The following is a 26,281-nucleotide window of genomic DNA, read 5'->3' as shown; positions in this document are numbered from 1 at the left end:
CCGCCGCCGGTTCGGCCTCGACGTGCTCGGCGGCCCGACCGGCCCCGAGGAGGGCCGTCGCCCTGGTGGTCGAGCATCTCCCCCCGGGGCTCGGGCCGGTGTTCAACCGGCCCGGGGGCGGGAAGCCGTGAGCGTCAGGGGGCTACCGGCGGATGGAGGGCGAGCAGGGACGGGACGCGGGTCGGGGCGGCGAGGCGGAGGAGGCCGTGGCCGATGCCGGCGAGGCCGACCATGAGGGAGGGGCTGTGGACGCCGTGGGGGAGGCCGCAGATCCAGCCCCTGGTGTCGAGGGCGTCGAGGGTGGCACGGGCCTGGGCGTGCCAGGGGGCGCCTGCGAGGTGGAGGGGTTCGATGTTGCCGAGGTCGCCGTGGCAGAGGGAGAAGTTGAGGCCGAAGCCCTCGCGGCGCACCGTGTCGAGCGCGGTGTCCCGCTCCTTTCGAAGCAACTCCCTTCCCGCTGGCAGGAGTTCGGCGAGTTCGACCCGGGCGAGGGCGATGCCGGAGGCGCCGTGGCACCAGAGGGTGGGGAAGGACGGGGCGTCGGGGCCGCCGTCCTCGCGGACGTCGCGCCAGTTGGCGGCGGACGGATCGAACAGGGTGCGTTCGTAGTCGAGGGCGGCGAGGGCGAGTTCGGGCAGCTTCGGGTCGCCGAGGCGGTGGCCGGCGCGGGCGAGGGCCCAGGCGATGCCGGAGCCGCCGTGGGCGAAGCCGGCCGGCGGGCGGCTCGCGGCCTCGGCGAGGGAGGCGGGGAGCCAGCCGACGCCGCCTTCGGGATGCGGGGCGGCGGCCCGGGCGAGGCGTTCGGTGCACGCGGCCAGGGCGGCGGTGACGGCTCTGCCCGGCCGGACGGTCTCCCAGGCGAGCAGTCCGCCGATGGTGCCCGCATTGCCGGAGAGGAGGTCGTGGAGGGAGTCCTCGGGTGCGGTGGCGGCGACGCGGTCGATCACCAGCCCGGCCAGGGCGTCGAGTTCGGCGTCGGGGTGGTGGGCGGCGAGCTGGGCAAGGGCGTAGAGCACTCCGCCGGTCCCGGACAGTCCGCCGCCGAGCCGGTCGGCGCGCCGACGGATCTGGCGACGGAGTGTCAGTTCGGCTGCCCGGGCGTAGTCCTCGTGCGAGCGGTCGCCGGTGACGACGGCGAGCTGGTGCAGGAAGAGCGTGATGCCGGCGGTGCCGCTGTACAGGTCAGGGCCGAGTTCGGCGGGGGCCCAGCGGCCGGGCGGGGTCCAGTTGGGGCCTACGAAAGCGAGGTCGGCGCTGCCCCGGTAGGCCTCGCGGAGCAGTTGCTCGCCCGCCTCGACGGCCTTGGCGAGCGCGCGGTCGGCGAGGCCCTCCCCCGCGTCGGCCGACGCGTCGACCGGTGCGTCGGCTGATGCGTCGCCGGTCACGGCCGTGGCCGCCCCGGCCGCTGTCACCGCCGAAGCCGCCCGACGCGGCTCGCGCGCCCCGTCGGCCGTCGTCACCGACAGCCGCAGGAGCTGGAGTTGACGGGCGAGGTCGTCCTCACCCAGGCCGTCCGCCTTGGCGAGCGCGAGGTCGAGGGCGGGCCGGTCGGTGACGCCGGGGATGACGGCACCGGTGGCGGAACGGGCGTCGACACTGTCCGGGCGGATGGTGAAGACGGGCACGTCGCCGCGCCACAGGTCGGCGCGTTCGTGTTCGACGAAGGCGAGCGCGTGCTCCTCCCAGGCGGCGAGCGCCCAGAGCCGGTCGAGGTGGCGGTCCTGGTCGAGGGCGTCGCGGAGCAGGTCAGGGTGGCAGGCGGTGTTGAGGAGGCTGCGGTACTCGAAGGTGTCGCGACGCAGCATCCGCGTCTCGTCGGCCGCGAACGCGCGCAGCAGTACACGGAGTTGCTCCCTGTCGGCGGCGAGCAGCCGGTAGGCCTCGGTGAAGCCGGCTTCCAACTCGCCGAGGTGATCGGCCGGCCGCAGTGGCTGCCCGGCCGGTACGGGCCTGCTGCCGGGTGCCTCGACGGGCAACCGCCGGTATTCCAGCCGGAGTTCGTCCGTGCCCTGGCCGACCAGGACGGGGGCGGGCCGGGGCGGGAGGCTGGCCGGGTCCCAGCCGAGGGCGGAGAGGTCGGTGCCGCCGTTGCCCTCGTCCCACATCCGTTCGGGGAGCAGGCCGGAGCGGAGCACCGAGTGGCGGGCGTGGTGGCGGGCGAGGCGCTCGGACTCGGACAGGTCCTTGGCGGGCTCGTGCAGGTCGGGGTGGAGGAGTGCCTCGAGGTCGATGAGGACGGGCTGGTCGCGGACGGCGATCAGGTTCTGGGCGTGGCAGTCGACCGCGTCGAGGACGTACATCAGCGCCGCGAGGGTGCCCGCGCGGTGGTAGAAGGCGCTCAACTCGGCTTCGTTGGAGGCGGGTTCGGCGGTGATGTGGGCGACCCAGCCGTAGCCGTCGCCGGCCAGGTGGGCGAGGTCGTGCAGGGGCAGTCGGAGCCGGGGGTTGAGCCAGTGCAGGAGTTGCTGGAAGTGGGTCTCGGCGCCGAGCGGGCGCGGCTTGTAGACGATCCGGACGCCGTGTTCGAAGCGCAGCGAGCTGACCGTGGCGCCGTCCCGGTGCGGGTCGCCGAGACCGGTGGCGAGTTCGGTGAGCCGGCCGAGCGGGCGGCCGTCCGCGAACCCGGCGGAGAGGGCGGGCAGGTCGGCGGCGAGGCGGCGGAACAGGGTGAGGGTGGTTTCCGTCCACTGCCGGGCAGTGGTGGCGAGGCGGAACGCCAGGACCGGGTACTCGGCGAGGAGTCGCAGCGCCCGCTCGGGGCGGGTCAGCCGGTCGAGGAAGTCCAGGTAGCGCAGTTCGGGGGTGTCGCCGGTCAAATCGCCGGTGAGGCGGGCGACATGGAGTTCGGTGATGACGGTCCTGATGGCCGCTCCGTGAGCGGCGGCGGTGAGCGCGGGGAGCGCGAGCGCGGTCAGGTCCTCGGGGGTGCCGAGCGCGGGGGCGTCCAGGGCCTCGATCCCGGCGCGCAGGCGGTCGCGGGCGTCGGCGAGCAGCGGAGCGGCGAGCCGGGCGAAGGCGTGCTCCTCGGGGATGTCGGGCGCCGCCAGGACGGCTTCACGGCGGAACGCGTCGGTGAGGCGCTCGGCCCACGGGTGCGCCCCGAGCCCGAGGCGGTCGGCGAGCGCGTCCGGGTGCTCGGCGAGGAGGGCGCGCAGGGCCTCCGGGTCGAGGCCGTCGGCGGCGAGGCGCCGCTCGAACCAGCCGTCCCGGTCGAAGGGCGCCTGGGCCCGCCAGCGCTCCAGCTTCCGGCCGGCGCGTTCGGCCCGTTCGCCGCGCTCGGCCCGTTCGCCGCGTTCGACGCACTCAGCAGACCCTGGGTGATCCGACGCCTGGCCACGGGCGTGCAGCGGGACGGCTCGGGCGGCAGCCCGCAGGAATTCGGACGCGTCGACCACGGGGCGGTGCTGCCTCTCTCGTCTGCTCGGCTCTGTTCTCTCAACGTCCCTCAACGTCCCTCAACGTCTCTTGACGTCTCGCGACGGCGGGCGGGAGGCACTCCTCGCCGGGGCGCCTCCCGTGAAGTCGGCTCACATGCTGCACATGCGCCAGCAACTCGACGGGTACTCACAGGTGTTGAGCTGCACGGCGGCCGTGACGTACAGCTCGCTCGCCAGGTCGCCGGCCGGGTGGGGGCGCTTGGCCGGGTCGAGGGTGAGCCGGTAGTCCTCGTCCTTGAGCGCGCGGAGCTGGTCTGCGACGGGCAGCATGGGTGCCTCCTCGAAGGGGTCCGGTCCGGCGACAGTCGCGCCGGTTGTCCGGATCCTGTCAGTGCCCCTGCGGACGCACCAGGGCCGTGGGGAGCCCGGTGCCATTTTCCGGCCACGATCGAAATACGACCGGGCGGCCGGGGAGCCGGTGCGGGGCGAGCGGGCCGACGCGGCCCCGTCGGTACGACCGGGGTCCGCGCCGGCCCCTGGCGTCAGAAGCTGCAGACGTGCCCGCAGCTCGACCAGCCGCCACAGGTGCTCGCCTGCACCGCGGCGGTCACGTAGAGCTCGTCCGACAGATCGCCGGCCGGGTGGACCTGGTGGCCCTGGCCGAGGGTGAGCCGGAAGTCCTCGTCCTTGAGTGCGCGAACCTGCTCAGCCGTGGGCTGCATGGTGCCTCCTCCAAGCGTTCGGGTCTGGCACAGGTGTGCCGGGTCGGGATCCTGACAGCGCCCCACGCGTCACACCAGGGGCGCCGCCTCACCGGTCCCGAATTCGGCCAGGATCGAAATAGTGCACGCGCGGCCACCCCGCCCCGTTCCCCCAGGCCACGCGCCGCCCCCTCGCACCGCCCGGCCCCACAGGCCCCTGTACACCTGTCCAAAATCCGGGCGGTTGCGGCGGGGTGAACCCCGGCCGAGGTTTGAACGCCCCGCTCCCGTGGCAACGGCCTCGTTCCTGTGGCAACGCCCTGCACCGAGGGTCACGATGGAGGCCCGGCCACCCGCCGGGCCCGGCCCGATCGGAGTGCGATGAGCGAGCAGCACAACGTCGTCCTGCTGACCTTCCCCGACGCCGCCGGCTGGCGCCCAGCCTTCGACGAGACACAGCACCTGCCGGGCCTGCGAGTGGCCGCCGCGCTGGAACGCAGCGCCGACGGGATGCTCGAGATCAAGGACACCTTCACCCGGGGCGCGGGCCTGGCCACCGTCGGCTCGGGGCTGGTGGGCGGGCTGGTCGGGCTGCTCGGCGGGCCGATCGGCGTGCTGCTGGGCTTCGCGGCGGGCGCGGCGCTCGGCAACGCGGCGGAGGAGCGCTACGCCACCGAGGCCGGCGCCGCGCTGATCGTGCTCTCGGCTCGGGTGCCGGACGGTGGCGCGCTGCTCGCCCTGGAGGTGCGGGAGGCCTCCCCCGGCCCGGCCGACGACCTGGCCGCCCGTCACGGGGCGACGGTCGAGCGGATCGACACGCACACCTTCACCGAGCAGGTCCGGGCGGCGGAGCAGAAGGCCGAGGAGCAGAGAGCCGAGGAGCAGAAGGCCGACGAGACGCCCGACCGGCCCTGACCCTCACGACATCCGGTACAGCACCGGCATCGCGCCCGTCCGGTTGACCAGCAGGTTCTGCAGCACGTAGCTGTGGAAGCTGGGTTTGGTCACCTGCCGCAGCAGCAGCCGCAACGCGCCGGTGTCCCACCGGGCGTGGTTGACGAAGACGTAGTCCGCGGGGCCGAGCGGTTCGAGCAGGGTGGAGTTGTCGAGGCCGGTCTCCCGGGCGTACCAGCCGGCCAGGTGGTCCCAGAGTTCGAACGCGACGTCCCGGTCCTCGGCGACGAAGTGGTTGAACAGGAACAGCCCGGCCCGGCTCTTGTCCACGTCCCCGAGCGAGCGGGCGCAGCGGGCGCGCATCACGTGCAGGTCGGTGGCGGCGCCGAGGGCAGCGGTGAGGTTCCGGTACGGCTCGCTCTCGGCGACCGTGCCGAGGTCGTCCGGGGTGTCGGTCTCGATCAGGACGGCGACGTCGTAGGCGGCCCGGTGGAACCGTTGCTGCGCCGCGTACCCGCCGGGCGGCGGCAGGACCACCGCGCGGTAGACGGTGACCCGCCGGACCTCCGGCCGCGTCCTGAGCGCGGCGGCGGAGGGCTTCAGCCGGTCGAGCAGGGCGCTGCGCGCGGGATCGGCGCGCACGAACGGCGGGCCGGTGGGCGGCGCCACGGCGGCGGCCAGGTGCAGGTACCCGTACGGCGGCGGGTCGGCCAGCCGGGCGCGGGGGTACTTGGGGTTCGGTTTCAGGAGTTCGAACTGCATGATCGCTCCATGCGCGGGACCGGGTGGAACCGGGTGGACGGCCCCCCTCCGGCCGCCTACCCGGTCCCTCCCGGACCAACCCCCGCCGTCACTCCCGCCCGCAGCGTCTCTGCCGTCCGCGCCCCCGCCGGCATTCCGCCCCGCAGCCTGTCTGCCGTCCGCGCCCCCGCCGTCACTCCGCCCGCAGCGCGTCCGCGGTCCGCGCCCGCGCCGCCCGGACGGCGGGGAGCAGCGCCCCGAGCACCGCGATCAGCACGCCGCCCAGTCCGAGCAGCACGAGCGTCGGGGTACCGAAGACGTCCAGCGCCGAGGTGGGGAAGTTCAGCCCGGAGGCCCGGCCCATGGCGGGCACCGTGGCCCGGTGCAGCAGCAGTCCCAGCGGCAGTCCGGCCGCGCCGCCGACCGCGCCGGCCAGGACGACGGAGGCGAGCACCGCGCCCACGGTCTGTGCCGGGGTCATGCCGAGCGCCTTGGTGACGCCCATGTCCCGGGTGCGTTCGCGGATCTCCAGCACGACGGTGTTGAACACCCCGAGCCCGGCGACGGCGACCAGCAGCGCGGTGAGGGTCGCGGTGAGGGACCGCATCGCGAGGATCATGTCGCTGGAGCTGTGCGGCGCGCCGGCCTCGGCGGTCATGTGGGCCGGGGCGAGGGCGGCGCCGACGGCGGTGGCGTAGGCGGCGTGGTCGGCGCCGGCCTTCAGCTTGACGAACCACACGTCCGGGCGGGGGGCCGTTCCCGGCGGGTAGGTGGCGGCGTCGGTGAAGAGTTCGTTGGTCTGCATGTGCGGGTCGAAGACCTCGCCGACGATCCGGACGGTGATCGCCCGGCCGTGGGTCGTGAAGGTCACCCGGTCGCCGAGTGCGACCGAGGCTTCGGTCAGGAAGGTGGCGGGTGCGACGGCCTCGCCCGGGCCCTGGTACCAGCGTCCGGAGACCATCCGGTAGCCGGCCCAGGAGGAGTCGCCGTCGAAGGCGGTCACCAAGGTGCTGCCCGCCACCCCGGGGACCGTGACATCCTCGCTGCCGCCGCCGTAGTACGCGGCGGTGCCGGGCTGGGCGTTCAGTGCGGCGGTGACCTCGGCCGGGTCGGCCGGGACCGGCCTGGCCAGGGGCGCCGTCCCGGGCGGGCCGTCCGGCCGCGCCGGGTACACCACGACGTCTGCGGTGTCGCGTGTCTTCGCTTCCTGCACCCAGGTCATCGTCCCGCCCATGCCGACTGCGAAGACCGCCGCGGCCGTGCCGAAGAGCACGGCGGCGAGCATCCCGGAGGCCCGGGCGGGGCGGGCGAAGGGCTGGGCGAGGCCGAGGCTCAGCGGCCGGGGCAGCGGTAGCCGGGCGGCCAGCGCGGCGGCGCGGGCGGCGACGGCGTCCCGGCGGGTGGCGCCCGCCGTGCGGCCGACGGCCAGCGCGTCCACGGTGCGCAGGCGTCCGGCGCGGGCGGAGGCGGCCCAGGCGACGAGGGCGACGGCGGCGAGGGTGCCGCCCGCCACCGCGATGTCGACCCAGGGGGCGAGGCCGGAGGTGTCGGTGCCGTAGAGCCGACCGGTGGTGGCGAGCACCGGGACGGTCAGCAGGTTGCCGGTGACGACGCCGAGCAGGGTGCCGGCGCCGGCCGGGATCAGTGCCTGGGCGACGTACGCCCGCACCACCTGGGCGGGGGTGCAGCCGAGGGCCTTGAGGACGCCGATCCGCCGGGTGGCGGTGCCGACCGCGCCGGCCACCACGTTCCCGGCCACCAGCACCGACATCGCCAGGCCGAGCAGTCCGAAGGCGACCATGAAGGGCAGGAACAGCGCGGTGTCGCGGTCCGAGCCCTGTTCGGCGGTGAGCCAGGACTGGGCGCCGGTCAGCGAGTCGGCGGGTGCGGCGGCGGTCACTGCGGCCCGGTCGGCGGCCATCGCGTCGGCGGTCCCGGCCTGGGTGAAGCGGTAGAGCATCTCGTAGCCGGGGGTGGTGCCGGATGCGGTGAGGGTGGCGATGGCGTCGGGTGTCACCCAGGCGTCGGCGGTGCGGCTGACGGACCGGGCGAGGCCGACGACGGTGAGCGTCGGCGCGCCGGGCAGTCCGGGAACGCGCAGCGTCCGGCCGACCTCGCCGAGCAGGCCGGCGTAGTCGGCGGAGAGCACCACCTCGCCCGGGCGGCTCGGCCAACTCCCCTGCAGCAGAGTGACGTTGTCGACACCTTCGGCGGCACGGGCACGGCCGGCCACGGTCATCGGTTCCATGGTGACCCCGGGCGGGACGTCCGTACCGGGGCCCGGTTCGGGGTCCACGGTGACGGTGCGGAAGGGGCCGGCCGCGGCCGTCACCCCGGGGGCGTGCGCGGTGGCGGCGAGCTGGTCGGCGCTCGCCCGGGCGCCGTCGAAGCGTGCGGTGAGGTGGGCGCCGTGCTGGCCCTCGAAGGCCTGGTCGAAGGGGGCTTGGGAGGCGACCAGCAGCGAGCCGCCGAGGACGGAGCAGGTGGTGGCCACCATGGCGGCCAGCCCGATCGCGACGGACTGTGTCCGGCGCCTGCGCACCCCGGCCCGGACGACCCTGCCCAGCGCACTCATGCACCCACCTCGCTGCACTCGGCGAGCGCTTCGCGCAACGCACACCCTTCGACGATGAACTCGCTTCGCTCGCTCATGCCGCCACCGCCGAGTCCGCCTCGACCCGGCCGTCCCGCATCCGGACCGTGCGGGTGGCGCAGTCCTCGGCGAGCGTCAGGTCGTGGGTGACGATCAGGAGGGTCTGGCCGCCCGCGTGCAGGTCCCGGAACAGCGCCTTGACGTCCTCGCCCGAGGCCGAGTCCAGCGCACCGGTCGGCTCGTCCGCCAGCAGCAGCGTCGGCTGGTTCATCAACGCCCGCGCCACCGCGACGCGTTGGCGTTCACCGCCGGAGAGCCGGGCCGGGTGGGCGCGGGCGTGCCGGTCGATGCCGAGCGACTCCAGCAGCTCGCCGGCCCGGCGCCGGGCCTCCGCGCGCGGGACGCCGGCCAGTTCGCCGGCCAGGACCACGTTGTCGGCCACCGTGAGGTCGTCCAGCAGGTTGAAGAACTGGAACACCATGCCGATCGTGCCGCGCCGGTAGCGGGCGGAGCCCGCCTCGCCCAGCCGGTCCACCCGGACGCCGGCCACGGTGACCGTCCCGGCGCTCGGCCGGTCCAGCCCGGCCACCAGGTTCAGCAGGGTGGACTTCCCACTGCCGGACGGCCCGAGCACGGCCACCGACTCCCCCCGCCGTACGCTCAGCGTGACCCCGTCCAGCGCCGCCCGGGCGCCCTCGTAGTGGCGGCCCACACCGCTCAGCTCGATCACCGGATCGCCGTTCATCCCCGCTCCTCGCCTCGTCCTGCCTGGTGACGAGGACGAAGGTACGGACGGGCGGCGCGTGCCCGCGTCCGTCTCCCGCGGCAACTTCGCTACCGCGTCCGGCGGACCCGACGCGTCGTCATCCTTCCGGGGTAGTCGCCGGGTGTAGTGGCTGCCGCCGCCTGCGGGGCTGTCCCCGGCGCGGCCCGACCCCCACAATGTCCCGGTGATCAACCATCCGACGGTGCAACGGCTGCGCGCGGCGGCCACCCGGCCGGGCCGCGGCCCCGACGCCGCTCCCCCGCCCCGGCCGACCCGGCGCGGCCAGGCCTTCGACCTGGCCCTGGCCCTCTTCCTCGCCCTCACCTCCGGCCGCTACGCCACCATCACGGAGACGGCGGGTGAGTCCGTCCGGCACGGGCTGCTGCTGCTCGTCCCGCTCGTCCCGCTGCCGCTGGTGCTGCGCCGCCGCTACCCGCTGGCGGTGCTGTGGACGGTGCTGCCGGCCGCGCTGCTGGTCCGCCGGCAGTCGCCGGACATCGCGTACTCGGCGGGCGTGGCGGTGATCGTCGCCGCGTACAGCGCCGCCGCGTACGGGCGCCGCCCGAGGGCCGTGCTGCTGAGCCTGCCGGCCGCGGCCGTCGCGCTGGTGGTGCTCTTCACCGAGGCCAAGCTGCCGCACTTCCCCAACGGGGTGATCGCCGTGCTGGTCCTGGTGCCGGTGTTCGCGGTCGCCTACGAGCTGCGGATGTGGCGCCGCCGGGTGGAGGAGGGGCGTGAGCGGCTCTCCGTCCTGGAGCGCGAGCAGCTGGCCGCGCTGCAACGCGCCGTGGAGCTCGAACGGGCGCGCATCGCCCGGGAGTTGCACGACGTGGTGACGCACAACGTGAGCATGATGACGATCCAGGCCGGTGCCGCCCGCAAGATCCTGGACACCGCCCCGGACAAGGCCCGCGAGGCGATGGCCGCGGTGGAGTCCGGCGGACGCGCGGCGATGACCGAACTACGGCACGTCATGGGCCTGTTGACCATCGACGCGGAAACCGGCGACGCCCCGGCCGAGGGCGCCGACCTCAGCCCCCAGCCGGGTCTCGGCCGCCTGGACGCGCTGGTCGAGGGCGTGCGGCGGGCCGGGCTGCCCGTGGCGCTGGCCGTCCTCGGTGAGCGCCGGGCCGTCCCGCCCGGGGTCGAGCTGGCCGCCTACCGGGTCGTCCAGGAGGCGCTCACCAACAGCGTCAAGCACGCGGGCGGCGCCGACGCCACGGTGACCGTCGAGTACGCCCCCGACCACCTGCGGGTGGAGGTCACCGACACCGGCGGGCGCGCCACCGGCGCCGCCGCCACCGGCAACGGACGCGGCCTGCTGGGCCTGCGCGAACGCCTCGCCGTCTACGGCGGCACCCTGCAGACCGGCCCCCGGCCGCGCGGCGGCTACCGCGTCACGGCCCTGATACCGCTGGAGAGTTCATGAACGCGCAGTCCTTGCGGGTGGTCGTCGCCGACGACCAGGCCCTGGTCCGCACCGGCTTCCGGCTGATCCTGGAGTCGGAGGGGATCGACGTGGTCGCCGAGGCCGAGGACGGCGAGCAGGCCGTCGCCGCCGTCCGCCGGACCAGGCCCGACGTCGTCCTGATGGACATCCGGATGCCCGTTCTGGACGGCCTGGAGGCCACCCGGCGCATCCTCGCCGACCCGGCGCAGGAGCCGCCGCGGATCATCATGCTGACCACCTTCGACCTCGACCACTACGTCTACGCGGCGATGGCCGCCGGGGCGAGCGGCTTCCTGCTCAAGGACGTCACCCCGGAGCACTTGGCCGCCGCCGTCCGGCTGGTCCGCACCGGGGACGCGCTGCTCGCCCCCGCCATCACCCGGCGCCTGGTCGAGCGCTTCGCCGCCCGCCCGGACGCCCCCACCGCGGCCGCGCCGCACCGCGAGCTGGGCACGCTCACCCCGCGCGAGCTGGAGGTGATGGGGCTGCTCGCGCGCGGCCTCAGCAACGCCGAGCTCGCCGCCCGGCTGCAGCTGTCCGAGGCGACGGTGAAGACCCATGTCGCGCGGATCCTCGGCAAGCTGGGCCTGCGGGACCGGGCGCAGGTGGTGGTCGCGGCGTACGAGACGGGGCTGGTCAGTGTGGGGTCCCCCGGCGAACCCCGGTAACACGCGGCGGGAGCCCGGGGATTGGGCCCCCGGGCTCCCGCCGTGCTGCGTCAGCGGAACAGCGGAGCGGAACAGCGGATCCGTAGCTCTGCGGATCCGCTGATCCACGGATCAGACGAGGTCGAAGCGGTCCGCGTTCATGACCTTGACCCAGGCCGCGACGAAGTCCGTCACGAACTTCTCCTTGGCGTCGTCGCTCGCGTACACCTCGGCGACGGCCCGCAGTTCGGCGTTCGAGCCGAAGACCAGATCGGCCCGGGTGCCGGTCCACTTGACCCGGCCCGATGCGTCGCGGGCCTCGAAGGTGTGCGAGTCCTCCGAGGTGGCCGCCCAACGGGTGTCCAGGTCCAGCAGGTTGACGAAGAAGTCGTTCGTCAGCACGCCGGGGGTCTCGGTGAGCACGCCGTGCGCGGACTGGCCGTGGTTGGCGCCCAGCACGCGCAGGCCGCCGACCAGCACGGTCAGCTCGGGGGCGCTCAGGCCCAGCAGGTTCGCCTTGTCGAGCAGCAGGTACTCGGCCGGCAGCCGGTTGCCCTTGCCGACCCAGTTGCGGAACCCGTCGGCCTTCGGCTCCAGCGCCGCGAAGGACTCGGTGTCGGTCAGCTCCTGCGGCGCGTCCACCCGGCCGGGCGCGAACGGCACCTCGACGGCGAGGCCGGCCGCCTTGGCGGCCTGCTCGACGCCGACGCCGCCGGCCAGCACCAGCACGTCGGCCAGCGAGACCTGCGTGCCGCCGTCGGCCTGCGCGTTGAACTCCTGCCGCACGCCCTCCAGGGTGCGCAGCACCGAGGCCAGCTTGTCGGGCTCGTTGACCTCCCAGCCGCTCTGCGGCTCCAGCCGGATCCGGCCGCCGTTGGCGCCGCCGCGCTTGTCGCTGGAGCGGAAGGAGGAGGCCGCCGCCCAGGCGGTGGAGACCAGCTCGGCCACCGACAGGCCGGTGGCGTTGATCCGCCGCTTGAGGTCGGCCACGTCGGCCGCCCCGACCTGCTGGTAGTCGACCGTCGGCAGCGGGTCCTGCCAGAGCAGCTGCTCGCTCGGGACCTCCGCGCCGACGTAGCGGACGATGGGGCCCATGTCGCGGTGGGTGAGCTTGTACCAGGCACGGGCGAAGGCGTCGGCGAACGCGGCCGGGTTCTCCAGGAAGCGCCGGGAGATCGGCTCGTAGACCGGGTCGAAGCGCAGCGACAGGTCGGTGGTGAGCATGATCGGGACGTGCCGCTTGGCCGGGTCGTGGGCGTCCGGGACGGTGCCCTCGCCGGCTCCGTCCTTCGGCTTCCACTGGTGGGCGCCGGCCGGGCTCTTGGTGAGCTCCCACTCGTAGCCGAACAGCGTCTCGAAGAAGCTGTTGTCCCAGGTGACCGGGGTGGGCGTCCAGGCGCCCTCCAGACCGCTGGTGATCGCGTCCCCGCCCACACCGGTGCCGAAGGCGCTCTTCCAGCCGAGTCCCTGCTGCTCCATCGGCGCGTCCTCGGGGTCCGGGCCGACGTTGTCCGCCGGGCCGGCGCCGTGGGTCTTGCCGAAGGTGTGGCCGCCGGCGATCAGCGCGACGGTCTCCTCGTCGTTCATCGCCATCCGGTAGAAGGTCTCGCGGATGTCGCGGGCGGCGGCGATCGGGTCCGGGTTGCCGTTGGGGCCCTCCGGGTTGACGTAGATCAGGCCCATCTGGACGGCGGCCAGCGGGTTCTCCAGCTCGCGGTCGCCGGTGTAGCGCTCGTCGCCCAGCCAGGTGGTCTCCGGGCCCCAGTAGACGTCCTCGTCCGGCTCCCACTCGTCGACCCGGCCGCCGCCGAAGCCGAAGGTCCGGAAGCCCATGCCCTCCAGCGCGACGTTGCCGGCCAGGACGATCAGGTCGGCCCAGGACAGGCTGCGGCCGTACTTCTTCTTCACCGGCCACAGCAGGCGGCGGGCCTTGTCCAGGCTCGCGTTGTCGGGCCAGCTGTTCAGCGGGGCGAAGCGCTGCTGGCCGCCACCGGCGCCGCCGCGGCCGTCACTGATCCGGTAGGTGCCGGCGCTGTGCCAGGCCATGCGGATCATGAACGGGCCGTAGTTGCCGTAGTCGGCCGGCCACCAGTCCTGGGAGGTGGTGAGCACCTCCTGGATGTCCCGCTTGACGGCCGGGAGGTCGAGCGCGCCGAAGGCCGCCGCGTAGTCGAAGTCCGCTCCGAGCGGGTTGGCGACGGCGGGGTTCTTGGCGAGGATCTTCAGATTGAGCCGCTCCGGCCACCACTGGCGGTTCCCACCGCCCTGGGTGGGGTGCGGCGCGCGCCCGTGGTTCACCGGGCAGCCCTCCGCGTTCGCCTCTACGCCGGTTGCATCGTGGATGTCAGACATGGGAATCCTTCCCTCACAAGGCGGATCACGGTGTCTTCTGTGCTACCTACGGCATCTGCTGCATGTGCTGCATCTACTGCTGGTACCTAGGCTAGCGCCGGAGCCGATCCTACGATGGACGGAATCCAAGTCAAGAAAGACACCAAACCCATATCCGATCGGGATCCGGAGGGCACAGGATGTGCATTGGTAAACTCCGGTCTTCCCCTTGACCTGAATAGGTGAACCGATATGAGTGACCTGCTGGAGCGGCTGCGCGGGCGCGGCTGGCGCCTGACCTCCCAGCGGCGTGTCGTGGCCGAGGTCCTGGACGGCGAGCACGTACACCTGACCGCGGACGAGGTGCACGCCCGGGCGGCGGAGCGCCTCCCGGAGATCTCCCGGGCGACGGTCTACAACACCCTCGGCGAGCTGGTCACCCTCGGCGAGGTCATCGAGGTCTCCACCGACGGGCGCGCCAAGCGCTACGACCCCAACGCGCACCGCCCCCACCAGCACCTGATCTGCACCGGCTGCGGCGCCATCCGCGACGTCCACCCCCTCGGCAACCCGCTGGCCGACCTCCCGGCGGAACAGCGCTACGGGTTCACCGTCTCCCAGGCCGAGGTCACCTACCGGGGGCTCTGCCCGCACTGCGCGGGCTGACCGTCCCGCTCGGCGCGGGGATCGCCGTGGCACGGTGCGAGGTTCTGACGCAGCGTCAACTCCACTGGACGGGAAGGGACTTGAGCCCGTTCTGGAAGTTGGAGACCAACCGCGTCGGCGGCCCGTCCGGAGCGAGTTCCAGATCGGGAAACTCGCCGACGATCCGCCGGAGCACGGCCGACATCTGGATCCTGGCGAGTTGCGCTCCCACACAGAAGTGCGGGCCGTAGCCGAAGCTGACGTGGTCGTTCGGCGTACGGGTGATGTCCAGGCGGTCCGGATCGGGGAAGACCGACTCGTCGCGATTGGCGGAGGCGTGGTACACCACCACCTTGTCACCGCGGCGGACCGGTTTCCCGGCCAGCACGACGTCCCGGGTGGCAGTGCGCCGGAACTCCAGGACCGGGGGCCAGAATCTCAGCAGCTCATCCACGGCCGAAGCGACCAGGTCCGGCCGTCGGCACAGCAGGCGGTACTGGTCGGCGTGCGTGAGCAGGGAATACAGCCCTCCGGGCAGACCATTGCGCAGCGTCTCGTTACCGGCGACCCCGAACAGAAAGAACATCGTTTCGAATTCGGCGGCACTCAGTCCGGCTTCCCGCAGGCGGGCGACAATGCTGCCCGGTGGGGGCCGATCGGCGAGACCGTGCGCGTACCGGAACATGTCGGCGAGGGCCGCACGCGAACGCGGGTTGACCGGGTGGCCGTCCGAGGTGGTCGGGGCCGTGGGGCGGTGGGCGAGCGCGGCCCGACCCAGCTCGGTCAGGCGGGACGGGTCGGCGGTGCTGGACCGGGCGTAGTCGGGATCCTGGTAACCGATCACCCGATTCGACCAGTCGACCAGCAGCTGCTGGTCCTGCTCCGGCACCCCCAGGATCCGGGCCAGCGTCCACACGGGCAGCTCGGCGGCCACCGGCACGAAGTCGACCCGGCCCAACGGGCGCATCGCCGCCACGAGTTCGGCTGCGCGCCGCTCGATGGCGGCGGTCAGCTCGCGCAGCGCCCGCGGGGTGAACGCCGCGGCGACGGCCCGGCGCAGCCGGGAGTGGTCGGGCGGGTCCTGGTTGAGCATCATCGCCCGGGCGAACTCCAGGTCGGCCGGGGTGTCGGGGTCGCGGATCTGGGTCGCGCCCAGGTGGGAGGAGAACAGCTCGGGACTGCGCAGCACGTGCTTCACGTCCGCGTGCCGCAGCACCGCCCAGTAGCCGCTCCCGCCCGGCCAGTCCCCCACCGCCGGCTCCTCCACCCAGCAGACCGGCGCCTCCGCCCGCAACTCGCGGAACAGGTCGTACGGCACGCCGTCGGCGTAGGTCTCGGGAAGGAAGATCCGGTTCACCCGCGCCTGGTCGAAGCCCATGCCGACCGACCGTACGCCACCACCCGGCGGCCGACCAGCGTCCGGCCCGATTCGCCCGCGCCCCCGCCTTTCACGGGCGCTCGCGGAGCGGAATGTCGCGGTTGCGCCCATCGGTCGCCGGAATCCCGTAGGGTCGGCCAATGGCGAAGTACTTCGACGTGCATTCAGAGTCTCCCCAGCCGCGCACCATCAGCACCGTGGCCGCCAGTCTCCGGTCCGGGTCACTCATCGCGTACCCGACCGACTCCTGTTTCGCCCTGGGCTGCCAACTGGACAACCGCGAGGGCCTCGAACGGATCCGGTCGATCCGGCGGCTCGACGAGCGCCACCACTTCACGCTGATGTGCGTGGACTTCGCGCAGCTCGGGCAGTTCGTCCAACTCGACAACAACGTCTTCCGCGCCATCAAGGCCGCGACGCCGGGCAGCTACACCTTCATCCTCCCTGCCACCAAGGAGGTCCCCCGCCGCCTGATGCACCCGAAGAAGAAGACGGTGGGCGTCAGGATCCCCGACCACACCGTCACCAGGGCGCTGCTCGCCGAGCTCGGAGAGCCCCTGCTCTCCAGCACCCTGGTCCTCCCCGGCGACGACGAACCGATGACCCAGGGGTGGGAGATCAAGGAGCGCCTCGACCACGTGCTGGACGCCGTGGTGGATTCGGGCGACTGCGGCACGGAACCGACGACCGTCGTCGACTTTTCCGGCGGCGAACCGGAGATCACCCGGCGGGGAGCCGGTGACCCCACGCGCTTCGAGTGACGGCCCGGGCACACCGCGGAGCCCCGACCGCACCACGGATCGGTGAGAATGGAGGCCATTCGACACACCGGGCGGCGGGGGCGAGCGGGTGCAGGGCTGGCAGGTCAGGAACGGCATCGACGGCGGCACGGTCAACGGCAACGCCTTCCAGGCGGGCGAGCTGACGGTCCACCAGTACGCGGCGCCGGCCGTCGAGGTGCGGTGGCCGATGGTGATCGGCCGGATCCCGCCGAAGGCGAGTGCCTTCCAGGCTCGGGAGGAGCTGCGGCAGGCCATCGACGAGGCCCGGGGGCAGCACGGGACGGTCGTGCTCAGCCAGGTGCTGGCGGGCGGTGGCGGCGTCGGGAAGTCCCAGCTCGCCGCCGACTACGCGCGCGCGGCCGTCGACGCCCGGACGGACCTGGTGCTGTGGGCCGATGCGACCGAACCCGCCACCGTGACGGACGTCTACGCGAGGGCCGCTGCGGCGGTCCGGGTCGCGGGAACGACCGGTGAGGCCGAACAGGATGCGGAGCGCTTCCTGGAGTGGCTGGCGACCACCGATCGCCGGTGGCTGATCGTCCTCGACAACACCACCGAGGCGACCCCCGACGTCCTGTGGCCGACCACCTCCCGGGGCGGGCACGGGCGGGTCATCGCCACCACCCGGCACCGGGGCGCCGCCACCACCGGCAGCGACCGGGCCCTGGTCGACATCGGCACCTACTCCCCCGCCGAGTCCGTCGCCTACCTGCGGGAGCGGATGGACCGCGCCGGCTGCGCCCACTTCCTCGACGAGCACGCCGCCGAACTCGCCGCCGCCCTCGGCCACCTCCCGCTGGCACTCGCCCACGCCGCCGCCTACATGGTCAACAAGCAGCGCAGCAGCGGCCGTTACCTCCAGCTGTTCCGTAACCGCAGCCGCACCCTGGACCAGGTCCTGCCGTCCCGGTCCGGCGCCGACGGCTACCGGGGCCCGGTGACGGCGGCGCTGCTGCTGTCGGTGGACGCCGCCCAGCAGGAGGAGCCGGTCGGGCTCGCCCTCCCTGCCCTGCGGCTCGCCGCCCTGCTCGACCCGGCGGGCCACCCGCAGGACCTGTGGGCGACGCAGCCGGTGCTGGACCACCTCGGCGACGCGGCCGGCACGCGGATCGAAGCGGACGACGCCCGGGACGCGCTCGCCGTCCTGCACGCCTACAACCTGCTCACCCTCAGCGAGGCCCCGCACCGGGAGGTGAGCGTCCACGCGCTCACCTCCCGGGCCGCGCGCGACGCCACGCCCGAGGACGAGCGTCCGCACCGGGCGGCCGCCGACGCCCTGGTCGAGCTGTGGCCCGAGGAGGACCACACCGATCGGGAACTCGCGGCCGTGCTCCGCAGCAATGGCGCCACCCTGGCCGAGTACGCGGGGGACGAGCTGATGGAACCGGCCGACGGGGCCCACTCCCTGCTGCACGTCATCGGCCTCAGCCTGATCGCGGCGGGGCTCCACACGCCCGCCATCCGGCACTGGACCCGGCTCGTCTCCTCCTGTGAACGCGTCCTCGGCACCGAACACTCCGACACCCTCGCCGCCCGCAACAACCTCGGAGTCGGCTACCACGCCGAAGGACGCTACCTCGAGGCCCTGCACCTCCTGGAGCGGATCGTCGCCGACTCCCAGCGCGTCCTCGGTGCCGACCACCCGGCCACCCTGCAGTACCGGGCCAACCTCGCCGTCGACTACGCGCAGGTGGGACGCACCGAGGAGGCCATCACCCTGCTCGAGGGGGTGCTCGCCGACACCGAGCGCCTCTTCGGGGCCGACAGCCGCAAGGCCCTCACCACCCGCTCCAACCTCGCGGGCGCCTACCACGAGGCCGGCCGCACCGAGGAGGCCATCCGGCTGCGCGAGAGCGTCCTCGCCGGCCGCGGACGCCTACTCGGCCCCGGCCACCCCGAAACCCTCCTCACCCATGCCGACCTGGCCGTCTCCTACGCACAGGCCGGACGCCTCAGTGACGCGGTCCGCATCAAGGAGCAGGTCCTGGCCGACACCGAGCGCGCCCTCGGCAGCGACCACCCGCAGACCCTCACGGCCCGGACGATCCTCGCCGCCTCCTACCGGCCGGCGGGACGCGTCGCGGAGGCCGTCACCCTGCTGGAGCGCACTCGGGCCGACGCCGAACGCGTCCTCGGTCCCGGCCACCTCCAGACCGTCCGGATCTGCGCCGAACTCGGCGAGGCCTATCTGGAGGCGGACCGCATCCGCGAGGGCATCGGCCTCAACAAGCGCGTCCTCGCCGACCGCGAACGCCTGCTCGGCCCCGAGCACCCCGCGACCCTCGTCACCCGGTCGAACCTCGCGAACGGCTACCTGTACGCAGGACGCGTCGAGGCGGCCACGGACCTCCACGAGCGCGTGCTCGCCGACCAGGAGCGCCTCCTCGGCGGCGACCACCCGGCCACCCTCAGCACTCTCGGCAACCTCGCCAACTGCTACCGGATCGCGGGACGCGACCACGATGCCGTCGCCATCGAGGAGCGGCTCCTGGCCGACCGCGTGCGCGTGCTGGGCCCGCACCACCCGAACACCCTGATCACCCGGCTCAACCTCGCCACCGGCTACCACGGCCTCGGACGCCTCCAGGACGCGATCACGGTGCTGGAACACGTCGACAGGAAGACCGAGCGTCTCCTCGGCCGCGACCACCCGCACCTCCTCCTCGCACGGGCCGGCCTCGCCACCCTCTACTGGTACACCGGGCGGCGGGCGCAGTCGCGGTGGCTGCTGCGGGCGACACTGACCGACCACGAGCGCGTCCTCGGGCCCGACCACCCGGCCACCGCCGCCTTCCGGGGGACGGTGTCGCGCTTGCTGAACGACCCCGAACCCGTGCCACCGGCCGCCGCCCACGGCAAGCGGAAGCGCCGCTGAGCACGTGGCTTCGGCGCGAGGCGGCCGAGGAGAGCAGCAGCCGCGGGGCGTCGTCGGACGGGGTGTCCGGGTCGGCGGTGCGGGTGGCCGGCGCCCGGGTGGGGAATCGCCGCGGTCACCGTGGGGTTGGGGCAGGGCGACGAGCCAATTGCGGCACTCGCAGACGAGGGGTTTCCCATGAAGATCGGCATCATCGGTGCGGGCAACATCGGCGGCAACCTGACCCGGCGGCTGGCCGCGCTGGGGCACGAGGTCTCGGTGGCGAACTCGCGCGGCCCGGAGACGCTGAAGGCGCTGGTCGAGGAGACCGGCGCGAAGGCGGTGACGGTGGCCGAGGCGGCGCGGGGTGCGCAGGTCGTGGTCGTGACCGTGCCGCTGAAGAACGTGCCGGACCTGCCCGCCGGGCTGTTCGACGGGGCGGCCGAGGGTGTGGCGGTGATCGACACCGGCAACTACTACCCGAAGGAGCGCGACGGCCGGATCGACGCGATCGAGGACGACGGGCTCACCGAGAGCCGGTGGACGGAGCAGCACCTCGGGCACCCGGTGGTGAAGGTGTTCAACGGCACGTACGCGCAGGACCTGCTGGAGCGGCCGCTTCCGGCGGGCGACCCGGAGCGGATCGCCGTGCCGGTCGCGGGGGACGACGAGGCGGCCAAGCGGGTCGTCCGGGCGCTGGTCGACGAGCTGGGCTTCGACTCGGTGGACGCGGGCGGCATCGACGATTCCTGGCGCCAGCAGCCGGCCACGCCGGTGTACGGGCTGCGCGGCGGGGTCGAGGCCGTGACCCGGGCGCTCGCGGAGGCGCCCCGCGAGCGCCCGGCGGCCCACCGGGCGTAGCAGGCCCACCGGGCGGCCGTAGTAGGGGTCAGGCGAGCCGGCGCGCCCCCTCGGCCGGGACGGCGGTGAGGGTGCGCGGCTCGGCGTACCCGGCGGTGCGGAAGGCGGCGGTCACCCGGGCGGCGACGCGCTGGGCCTCGGCCGCGTCGACCAGGGCGATGACGGAGCCGCCGAAGCCGCCGCCGGTCATCCGGGCGCCGTGGGCGCCGGCGGCGAGGGCCGCCTCGACGGCGAGGTCGGTCTCCGGGCAGGAGACCCGGTAGTCGTCGCGCAGCGAGGCGTGGCCGGCGGTGAGGATCGGGCCGAGCGCGGCGAGGTCGCCGGCGTCCAGGTGGGCGACGGCGGCCTCCACCCGCGCGTTCTCGGTGACCACGTGGCGCACCAACCGGCGCAGTTCCGACGGGAGTTCACCCAGGGCGGCAGCGAGCCCCGAGGGCTGCAGCGAGCGCAGTGCGGGCAGCCCGAGCAGTTTCGCGGCCCGTTCGCAGCCGGCTCGCAGGGCGGCGTACGCGCCGTCCCCGAGGTCGTGCTTGACCCTGGTGTCGAGGACCAGCAGGGCGAGGCCCGCGCCCGCGAGGTCGACGGACACCTGACGCGTCGACAGGTCCCGGCTGTCCAGGAACAGCGCGGCACCCGGGCGGCAGCACATCGAGGCCATCTGGTCCATGATCCCGCACGGCACGCCGACGAACGCGTTCTCGGCGCGCTGTGCGAGCACCGCCAGTTCCGCAGCCGAAAGCCCCAGCCCGTACAGGTCGTTGTACGCGGTGGCGACGGCGCATTCCAGGGCCGCCGAGGAGGAGAGTCCGGCGCCGCCGGGGACGTCGCTGTCCAGCCGGAGGTCCACGCCGCCGATCTCGTGCCCGGCCTCACGCAGCGCCCACACCACACCGGCGGGGTAGCCGGCCCAGCCGGGCACCGCGCCGGGGGCGAGGTCGGCGAGCCGCAGCACGGTGACCGGCCCGCGGCCCTGGGCGGACCAGAGCCGCAGCCGTCCGTCGTCGCGGCGGGCCACCTGGGCGCGGACGGTCTGCGGGAGGGCGATCGGCAGCACGAACCCGAGGTTGTAGTCGGTGTGTTCGCCGATCAGGTTGACCCGGCCGGGGGCGGCCCACTCCCCTTCGGCGGGGCGGCCGTAGAGCTCGGTGAAGGTGTCGGGCTCGGTGAAGGTGTCGGGCTGGGCGAAGGTGTTCACGGGGCGACCTCCCGCAGCCGGCGGGCCGCGTCCTCGGGGGTGACGTCGTTGACGAAGGCGTCCATGCCGGATTCCACGCCGGCCAGGTACTTGAGCTTGTCGGCGGTGCGCCGGATGGTGAAGAGCTCCAGGTGCAGGGCGAGTTCGTCCCGGTGGCCGGCGGGGGCCTGGTGCCAGGCGGAGATGTACGGGGTGCGGCCGCCTCCGAAGAGGCGGTCGAAGCGTCGCAGCAGCTCCAGGTAGAGGCCGGGGAACTCGGCGCGCTGTGGCTCGTCCAGGGCGGTCAGGTCGGGCACCCGGCGGTGCGGGTAGAGGTGGACTTCGTAGGGCCAGCGGGCGGCGAAGGGGACGAAGGCCGTCCAGTGCTCGCCGGCCAGGACCACCCGGTCGCCGTGGGCGCCTTCGGGGTGGGCGCCTTCGGGGTGGGCGCCTTCGGGGTGGGCGCCTTCGGGGTGGGCGCGTTCGGCGGCGAGGAGGTCGTCGAAGAGGTTGCGGCCGGTGGCGGCGCGGTGTTCGGCGGCGCGGGCGGCGATCCGGGCGGTGCGCGGGGTGGTGAAGGGGAAGGCGTAGATCTGGCCGTGCGGGTGGGCGAGGGTGACGCCGATCTCGGCGCCGCGGTTCTCGAAGCAGTACACCTGCTGGACGCCCGGCAGGGCGGAGAGTTCGGCGGTGCGGTCGGTCCACGCGTCGAGGACCAGGCGGGCCCGCTCGGGGGTGAGGTCGGCGAAGGAGGCGTCGTGGTCGGCGGTGAAGCAGACCACCTCGCAGCGGCCGGCGCCGGGACCGCCGGTCCACAGGCCGTCGGCGTCCGGGGAGGGGTCGGCCGGCGGGCCGGCGAGCGAGGGGAAGCGGTTCTCGAAGACGGCCACCTGGTAGTCCTCGGCCGGGATCTCGCTGAGCCGCCCGTCCCGGGACGGGCAGAGCGGGCATTCCTCGGCCGGTGGCTGGTAGGTGCGGGCCTGACGGTGGGCGGCGATGGTGACCCAGTCGCCGGTGGCCGGGTCGAGCCGGACCTCGGACCCGGGGGCCTGGGGGTCCAGCGGGCGCCGGTCGGGGGCGGTTCGGGGGGCGGCGGTGCCGCGGTCGTAGTAGATCAGCTGCCGACCGTCCGCGAGGGTGGTCGCGGTCCTGACGGTGGGCTGAGCCAGGGTCGTCCCGGGCATGGCCTTCTTCCTCTGAGTGAAGCCGTTGGAATCAACAGAAAGCTACACTCCCAAACATTATCCACCAGGACCACTCACCGGAAGTGGTCGAAGGAGGCCTCCCGATGGCTGACAGCGCCCAACCGCTCGCCGGGCAGCGTCGCGTGCAGATCCTGGAGCAGGTCCGCGCGCGTGGCGGGGTCCGGGTGACCGAGCTGGTCCGGGACCTCGGGGTGTCCGACATGACGATCCGCCGCGACCTGGACGCACTGGCCCGCCGCGGCCTGGTGCAGAAGGTGCACGGCGGCGCGGTGCGGATCGAGGCGCCGGCCAGCGGCGAGCCCGGGTTCGAGACCAAGGCGCACTGGGAAATGCCCGCCAAGGAGGCGATCGCCCGGGCGGCCGCCGCGCTGGTGCCGCCCGGCTCGGCGGTCGGGCTGGCCGCCGGAACGACCACCTTCGCGGTCGCCCGGCACCTGCGGGCGGTCGAGGGCCTCACCGTGGTCACCAACTCGCTGCGGATCGCCGACCTCCTCGAACAGCCCGACGAGGACGGCACCCCCGCCACCACGACGGTGATCCTCACCGGCGGCGTCCGGACGCCCTCGGACGCGCTGGTCGGACCGGTGGCCGACCAGGCGATCCGCTCCCTGCACGTCAACCTCCTGATCCTGGGCTGCCACGGCCTCTCCCCCGAGACCGGGCTGACCACGCCCAACCTGGCCGAGGCGGAGACCAACCGCGCCTTCCTGCAGTCGGCCCGCCGGGTGGTCGTGGTGGCCGACCACACCAAGTGGAACGCGGTCGGCCTGGCCTCCTTCGCCACCCTGGAGCAGCTGGACGTCCTGGTCACCGACGACGCCCTGCCCGCCGAGCAGCGGGCGACGGCCGCCGGGCTGGTCGGCGAACTGATCGTCGCACCGGCCACCGAGTAGGACTCGTCCGCCTACCCGCTGCTCCCCCGCGCCACCAGCTCGGCAGGCAGCTCCAGCCCCGCCACCGGCCCCGCCTCCCCGCGCACCTGGCCGAGCAGTCGGCCCACCAGGGCGCCGGCGATCGCCCGCAGCGGCAGCCGGACGGAGGTCAGCGCGGGGTGCAGGTGGCGGCAGAGCGGGGTGTCGTGGAAGCCGGTGACGGCCACTCCGCCGGGCCCGACCACCAGCCCTTCCGCCCGGACCGCCTCGTACACGTCCAGCGCCAGCAGGTCGCTGCCCGCCGCGAAGGCGGTCGGCCGGTCGGGGCGGCGCAGCAGCGCCCGGACGGCGGCGACCGCCGACCGAGGCGCCCCCGAGCCCTCCGCCGGGCCCGAACCCGCGGCGCCTTCCGCGGCATCCACCCCTGCCGAGCCCGCCGCGCCCGCCCCGCCGACGGCCCCCGCCCCGTCCGGACCGACTGTCCCGGCCGGACCGACCGGCGTCTCCGGAGCGCCCACCGTCACCGCGGACAGCCCCAGCCGCCCTGCCTCGGCGAGGAAGCCCGCCCGCCGTGCCGCCATCCAGGGCAGGTCCTCGGCGGCGCCGAGGTAGCCGATCCGGCGGTGGCCCAGCGCCGCGAGGTGCCGCACCACCGCCGCCATCGCCGCGTCGTTGGCGATGTCCACCCAGTGCTGCGGCTCCCCCGGGCCGGTGCGGCCGAAGCTGACGAAGGGGACGCCGAGCCGGGCGACGTGCGCGATCCGGGCGTCGTCGGCCAGCACGTCGGCCAGCACCAGCCCGTCCACCTGGCGGGCCGCCACCAGTTCGTCGATCGCGGCGGCCGGGTTCCCGGCCGGCGGGGCGGCCCGGAACAGCAGCACCCGCTGGCCCTCGGCCCCGGCCGCGTCGACCAGGGCCTCCAGGAAGCCGGCCATCAGCGGGTTGGGGTCGAGCGGGTCGTCGACCGGGGCGAGGTAGCCGAGGGTGCGCCGGGCGCCGCTGCGCAGTGAGCGGGCCGACTGGTCGGGCTGGTAGCCGAGTTCGCGGATCGCGGCGGTCACCCGGTCCAGGGTCGCCGGGCGGACCCGGTGCGGGGCGTTGAGCGCGTTGGAGACGGTCTGCCGGGAGACCCCGGCCGCGCGGGCGACCTCCTCGATCGTGGTGGCGCCGCGGCGCGGTCGCTGCGGTCCCTCGGGCACGCGGTCTCCTCCAGGCATGGTCGGCGGCGGTGCACGGTCGGCGGCAGTACACGGTCAGCGGCAGTGCACGGCCGGCGGCGGCACGGGGTCAGCGGCGCAGGGTCAGCAGCCCGCCGCGCGGCACAGGAATGGTGTCCGCCCGGTCCAGCTCGACCTCGCCCTGCCGGACGATACGCCCTCGGGCGTCCCGCACCGTCATCGCGGCGGTCCCGCTGCCGCCGGTGAGCCGGACGTCCGGGTCGGCGTCGGCGTTGGCCACCAGCAGGGTGCGCCAGCCGTCGTCGGAGGCGTCCACCGGCAGCGCGGCGTAGCGGGCGACGGCGACGGTGTCGGTTCCGCGCGCGGTGACCATCGGGTAGCCGAGGTCGGGCCGGGCGGGGAGCAGTTCGCCGAGCTGCAGGGTGGCGGTGTGGTCGCGGAAGACGCCGAGCCAGAAGGCGATGGCCTCGCGCTGCGCGTCGCTCAGCGTGGTGAGGTCGACGGAGACCTGCGGGACGGAGAACAGGACGTTGATCAGGTGGCAGGCGATCTGCTCCGGCGGTTCGGCCGGGTGCCACATCAGCATGTCGGCGTGGACGGGGACGGGCCCGGCGGCGAGGCGTACGTCGATGGTCCGCTGCCGGTTCTCCTGCGGGCTGAGCGGGCAGTCGGTGGCGCGGACCATGGTGACGTACGGCCACAGACCCGGGCTGACGTACGGCTGGCGGTGCTCGATCATCGCCTCCGGGTCGGCGGCGGTGATCCGGCGCCGGATGGCGGCGAGCAGCCGCTGCACGCCCTCGTCCACGCTCGCGCAGTCCGCCTCGGGGCCGGCCTCCGGAGCGTCGGCGCTGTCGGCGGCGCGGGCGAACCAGTCGACGAAGTCGACCTTGAGGCCGTCCATGCCCCACTCCTCGACGGCGCGGGCGAGCCGGTCGGTGAGGAAGTCGCGGACCTCGGGGTAGCGCGGGTCGGCGACGATGGCGCCCATGTGGGCGACGTCGGCGAGCGCGTAGCGGCCGATCCGCTCGTACGCCGCACTGTCCTTGCCGATGAACGGCAGCGCGTACCAGAGCAGGTAGCGCACGCCGAGCTCGTGGACGCGCCGCACGTGGGCGGCGGTGTCGGGCAGCGAGACCGGCTCCCAGTCGCCGCAGTGGGCGTAGCCGCGGGTACGGTCGGCGGTCATCCAGCCGTCGTCCACGATGATCACGTCCATGCCGAGCTCCTTGCCGAGCGCGGCCTGGGTCTCGACGCCCTTGGGCGAGACGTCCTGGTGCATCGAGTACCAGGTGGAGTAGGCCGGGCGGCGGGCGGGCTCGGGGATGTCGGCCGGGAAGTCCTCGCCCCACCAGGCGGCGAGTTCGGCCAGGCTGCGGGCGTAGTGCCGGCGCGAGGTGTCGATCCGCACCGTGAGCCGGTCGGTGGCCTGCGCCCAGAACCGGAACTCGCCGGTCTCCTCGACCACTCCGGCCCCGGCCAGCACGTCGGGGCGCCCGGCGGCGAAGGCGCACAGCGTGACGTCGCCGGTGCCGACCAGGGCGGCGATCGGCGCGCCGATGGCCAGGCCGGTGCGGCGCGGGGCGCTCCAGGCGGCGGGCAGCCAGCCGGTGCCGCGCGGCTCAGGGGTCCAGAGGGAGGTGGCGTCGACGCAGGGCACCCGCCACTCGATCCGCACCTCGCCCGTGCCCTCGGCGCTCACCTCCACCACCCCGTCGCCCACCGAGCGGGCGGTCGCCGCACCGCTGACCCGCAGCTCCACGCCCTCGGCGTACAGCGGGCGCAGGCCGCCGGCGACCGTCGGGGCGTGCGGTTCCCAGATCTCGGTCATG

At 74.3% G+C, this 26,281-nt stretch carries 20 protein-coding genes; 8 read left to right on the top strand and 12 right to left on the bottom strand.

The window, feature by feature from the left end; genetic code table 11:
* Positions 1-134 precede the first annotated feature (134 nt).
* The 3 genes from ACZ51D_RS11515 to ACZ51D_RS11505 form a co-directional block, all read right to left on the bottom strand.
* A complete protein-coding gene (locus ACZ51D_RS11515; RefSeq protein ID WP_465661993.1) occupies positions 135-3,395 on the bottom strand; it encodes a type 2 lanthipeptide synthetase LanM family protein in 3,261 nt (1,086 codons plus the stop codon).
* Between the two features lie 132 nt (positions 3,396-3,527).
* Positions 3,528-3,707 carry a hypothetical protein gene (locus ACZ51D_RS11510; RefSeq protein WP_360491887.1) on the bottom strand — a complete coding sequence of 60 codons (180 nt, stop codon included), beginning with the start codon at positions 3,705-3,707 and terminating at the stop codon, positions 3,528-3,530.
* A gap of 212 nt (positions 3,708-3,919) precedes the next feature.
* Positions 3,920-4,099, bottom strand: coding sequence for a hypothetical protein (locus ACZ51D_RS11505; protein WP_360491890.1), 180 nt, complete (start codon positions 4,097-4,099; stop codon positions 3,920-3,922).
* Positions 4,100-4,459: 360 nt separating this feature from the next.
* Here ACZ51D_RS11505 and ACZ51D_RS11500 point away from each other — a divergent pair, with 360 nt between their 5' ends.
* Positions 4,460-4,993: a histidine kinase gene (locus tag ACZ51D_RS11500; protein ID WP_465661991.1), complete on the top strand. Its 534-nt coding sequence runs from the start codon at positions 4,460-4,462 to the stop codon at positions 4,991-4,993.
* 3 nt (positions 4,994-4,996) lie between these two features.
* Here the strand turns inward: ACZ51D_RS11500 and ACZ51D_RS11495 are convergent, their stop codons facing one another.
* The 3 genes from ACZ51D_RS11495 to ACZ51D_RS11485 form a co-directional block, all read right to left on the bottom strand.
* Complete coding sequence (locus ACZ51D_RS11495; RefSeq protein ID WP_465661990.1) at positions 4,997-5,734, bottom strand: hypothetical protein; 738 nt, start codon at positions 5,732-5,734, stop codon at positions 4,997-4,999.
* 172 nt (positions 5,735-5,906) lie between these two features.
* A complete protein-coding gene (locus tag ACZ51D_RS11490) occupies positions 5,907-8,288 on the bottom strand; it encodes an FtsX-like permease family protein (RefSeq protein WP_465661989.1) in 2,382 nt (793 codons plus the stop codon).
* Between the two features lie 73 nt (positions 8,289-8,361).
* Positions 8,362-9,051, bottom strand: a complete 690-nt coding sequence (locus ACZ51D_RS11485) for an ABC transporter ATP-binding protein (protein WP_465661987.1) — start codon at positions 9,049-9,051, stop codon at positions 8,362-8,364.
* A 205-nt stretch (positions 9,052-9,256) separates the two neighbouring features.
* On the opposite strand from ACZ51D_RS11485, the gene ACZ51D_RS11480 reads away from it, so the two are divergent.
* A complete protein-coding gene (locus ACZ51D_RS11480; protein ID WP_465661985.1) occupies positions 9,257-10,501 on the top strand; it encodes a sensor histidine kinase in 1,245 nt (414 codons plus the stop codon).
* Positions 10,498-11,190: a response regulator transcription factor gene (locus ACZ51D_RS11475; protein WP_360491908.1), complete on the top strand. Its 693-nt coding sequence runs from the start codon at positions 10,498-10,500 to the stop codon at positions 11,188-11,190. Before ACZ51D_RS11480 ends, ACZ51D_RS11475 begins: the two co-directional genes overlap by 4 nt.
* Positions 11,191-11,301: 111 nt before the next feature.
* Here the strand turns inward: ACZ51D_RS11475 and katG are convergent, their stop codons facing one another.
* Positions 11,302-13,521, bottom strand: a complete 2,220-nt coding sequence (gene katG / locus ACZ51D_RS11470; protein WP_465626082.1) for a catalase/peroxidase HPI — start codon at positions 13,519-13,521, stop codon at positions 11,302-11,304.
* 231 nt (positions 13,522-13,752) lie between these two features.
* Between katG and ACZ51D_RS11465 the strand changes: the two genes are divergently transcribed.
* Positions 13,753-14,166: a Fur family transcriptional regulator gene (locus tag ACZ51D_RS11465; RefSeq protein ID WP_360491914.1), complete on the top strand. Its 414-nt coding sequence runs from the start codon at positions 13,753-13,755 to the stop codon at positions 14,164-14,166.
* A gap of 55 nt (positions 14,167-14,221) precedes the next feature.
* Here the strand turns inward: ACZ51D_RS11465 and ACZ51D_RS11460 are convergent, their stop codons facing one another.
* On the bottom strand, positions 14,222-15,523 hold the full coding sequence (locus tag ACZ51D_RS11460) for a cytochrome P450 (protein WP_465661984.1): 1,302 nt from the start codon (positions 15,521-15,523) through the stop codon (positions 14,222-14,224).
* Between the two features lie 140 nt (positions 15,524-15,663).
* Here ACZ51D_RS11460 and ACZ51D_RS11455 point away from each other — a divergent pair, with 140 nt between their 5' ends.
* The 3 genes from ACZ51D_RS11455 (at position 15,664) to ACZ51D_RS11445 (ending at position 20,020) form a co-directional block, all read left to right on the top strand.
* Entirely contained in the window at positions 15,664-16,284 is a 621-nt protein-coding gene (locus ACZ51D_RS11455) for an L-threonylcarbamoyladenylate synthase (protein ID WP_465661983.1), read from the top strand.
* Between the two features lie 88 nt (positions 16,285-16,372).
* On the top strand, positions 16,373-19,180 hold the full coding sequence (locus ACZ51D_RS11450; protein ID WP_465661981.1) for a tetratricopeptide repeat protein: 2,808 nt from the start codon (positions 16,373-16,375) through the stop codon (positions 19,178-19,180).
* A 177-nt stretch (positions 19,181-19,357) separates the two neighbouring features.
* Positions 19,358-20,020 (top strand): NADPH-dependent F420 reductase, encoded by a 663-nt coding sequence (locus tag ACZ51D_RS11445; RefSeq protein WP_465626789.1) that lies wholly within the window; start codon positions 19,358-19,360, stop codon positions 20,018-20,020.
* 28 nt (positions 20,021-20,048) lie between these two features.
* Here ACZ51D_RS11445 and galK read toward each other — a convergent pair whose 3' ends face one another.
* Together galK and ACZ51D_RS11435 are read right to left on the bottom strand one after the other, a co-directional pair.
* The gene (galK, locus tag ACZ51D_RS11440) at positions 20,049-21,215 is read right to left on the bottom strand and encodes a galactokinase (protein WP_465661980.1); all 1,167 of its coding nucleotides are present in this window, start codon (positions 21,213-21,215) and stop codon (positions 20,049-20,051) included.
* Positions 21,212-22,378 (bottom strand): galactose-1-phosphate uridylyltransferase, encoded by a 1,167-nt coding sequence (locus ACZ51D_RS11435; protein ID WP_465661979.1) that lies wholly within the window; start codon positions 22,376-22,378, stop codon positions 21,212-21,214. Before ACZ51D_RS11435 ends, galK begins: the two co-directional genes overlap by 4 nt.
* 104 nt (positions 22,379-22,482) lie before the next feature.
* Between ACZ51D_RS11435 and ACZ51D_RS11430 the strand changes: the two genes are divergently transcribed.
* Positions 22,483-23,292 (top strand): DeoR/GlpR family DNA-binding transcription regulator, encoded by an 810-nt coding sequence (locus ACZ51D_RS11430; RefSeq protein WP_465617411.1) that lies wholly within the window; start codon positions 22,483-22,485, stop codon positions 23,290-23,292.
* Positions 23,293-23,303: 11 nt separating this feature from the next.
* Here ACZ51D_RS11430 and ACZ51D_RS11425 read toward each other — a convergent pair whose 3' ends face one another.
* Both ACZ51D_RS11425 and ACZ51D_RS11420 read right to left on the bottom strand, forming a co-directional pair.
* Entirely contained in the window at positions 23,304-24,470 is a 1,167-nt protein-coding gene (locus ACZ51D_RS11425) for a LacI family DNA-binding transcriptional regulator (protein ID WP_465617409.1), read from the bottom strand.
* Positions 24,471-24,558: 88 nt separating this feature from the next.
* Complete coding sequence (locus ACZ51D_RS11420) at positions 24,559-26,280, bottom strand: glycoside hydrolase family 36 protein (RefSeq protein WP_465661977.1); 1,722 nt, start codon at positions 26,278-26,280, stop codon at positions 24,559-24,561.
* Position 26,281: the final 1 nt, after the last annotated feature.

This window comes from Kitasatospora sp. NPDC033851, assembly GCF_055576085.1.
This window is presented reverse-complemented; position numbering and strand designations above follow the sequence as displayed.

Excerpts from the sequence above, each read along its gene's own strand:
- ACZ51D_RS11460 (WP_465661984.1), bottom strand. The coding sequence starts at position 15,523 with ATGGGCTTCGACCAGGCGCGGGTGAACCGGATCTTCCTTCCCGAGACC.
- ACZ51D_RS11465 (WP_360491914.1), top strand. The coding sequence starts at position 13,753 with ATGAGTGACCTGCTGGAGCGGCTGCGCGGGCGCGGCTGGCGCCTGACC.
- ACZ51D_RS11485 (WP_465661987.1), bottom strand. The coding sequence starts at position 9,051 with ATGAACGGCGATCCGGTGATCGAGCTGAGCGGTGTGGGCCGCCACTAC.
- ACZ51D_RS11495 (WP_465661990.1), bottom strand. The coding sequence starts at position 5,734 with ATGCAGTTCGAACTCCTGAAACCGAACCCCAAGTACCCCCGCGCCCGG.
- ACZ51D_RS11435 (WP_465661979.1), bottom strand. The coding sequence starts at position 22,378 with ATGCCCGGGACGACCCTGGCTCAGCCCACCGTCAGGACCGCGACCACC.
- ACZ51D_RS11475 (WP_360491908.1), top strand. The coding sequence starts at position 10,498 with ATGAACGCGCAGTCCTTGCGGGTGGTCGTCGCCGACGACCAGGCCCTG.
- katG (WP_465626082.1), bottom strand. The coding sequence starts at position 13,521 with ATGTCTGACATCCACGATGCAACCGGCGTAGAGGCGAACGCGGAGGGC.
- ACZ51D_RS11455 (WP_465661983.1), top strand. The coding sequence starts at position 15,664 with ATGGCGAAGTACTTCGACGTGCATTCAGAGTCTCCCCAGCCGCGCACC.
- ACZ51D_RS11490 (WP_465661989.1), bottom strand. The coding sequence starts at position 8,288 with ATGAGTGCGCTGGGCAGGGTCGTCCGGGCCGGGGTGCGCAGGCGCCGG.
- ACZ51D_RS11430 (WP_465617411.1), top strand. The coding sequence starts at position 22,483 with ATGGCTGACAGCGCCCAACCGCTCGCCGGGCAGCGTCGCGTGCAGATC.
- ACZ51D_RS11420 (WP_465661977.1), bottom strand. The coding sequence starts at position 26,280 with ATGACCGAGATCTGGGAACCGCACGCCCCGACGGTCGCCGGCGGCCTG.
- ACZ51D_RS11510 (WP_360491887.1), bottom strand. The coding sequence starts at position 3,707 with ATGCTGCCCGTCGCAGACCAGCTCCGCGCGCTCAAGGACGAGGACTAC.
- ACZ51D_RS11500 (WP_465661991.1), top strand. The coding sequence starts at position 4,460 with ATGAGCGAGCAGCACAACGTCGTCCTGCTGACCTTCCCCGACGCCGCC.
- ACZ51D_RS11505 (WP_360491890.1), bottom strand. The coding sequence starts at position 4,099 with ATGCAGCCCACGGCTGAGCAGGTTCGCGCACTCAAGGACGAGGACTTC.
- ACZ51D_RS11445 (WP_465626789.1), top strand. The coding sequence starts at position 19,358 with ATGAAGATCGGCATCATCGGTGCGGGCAACATCGGCGGCAACCTGACC.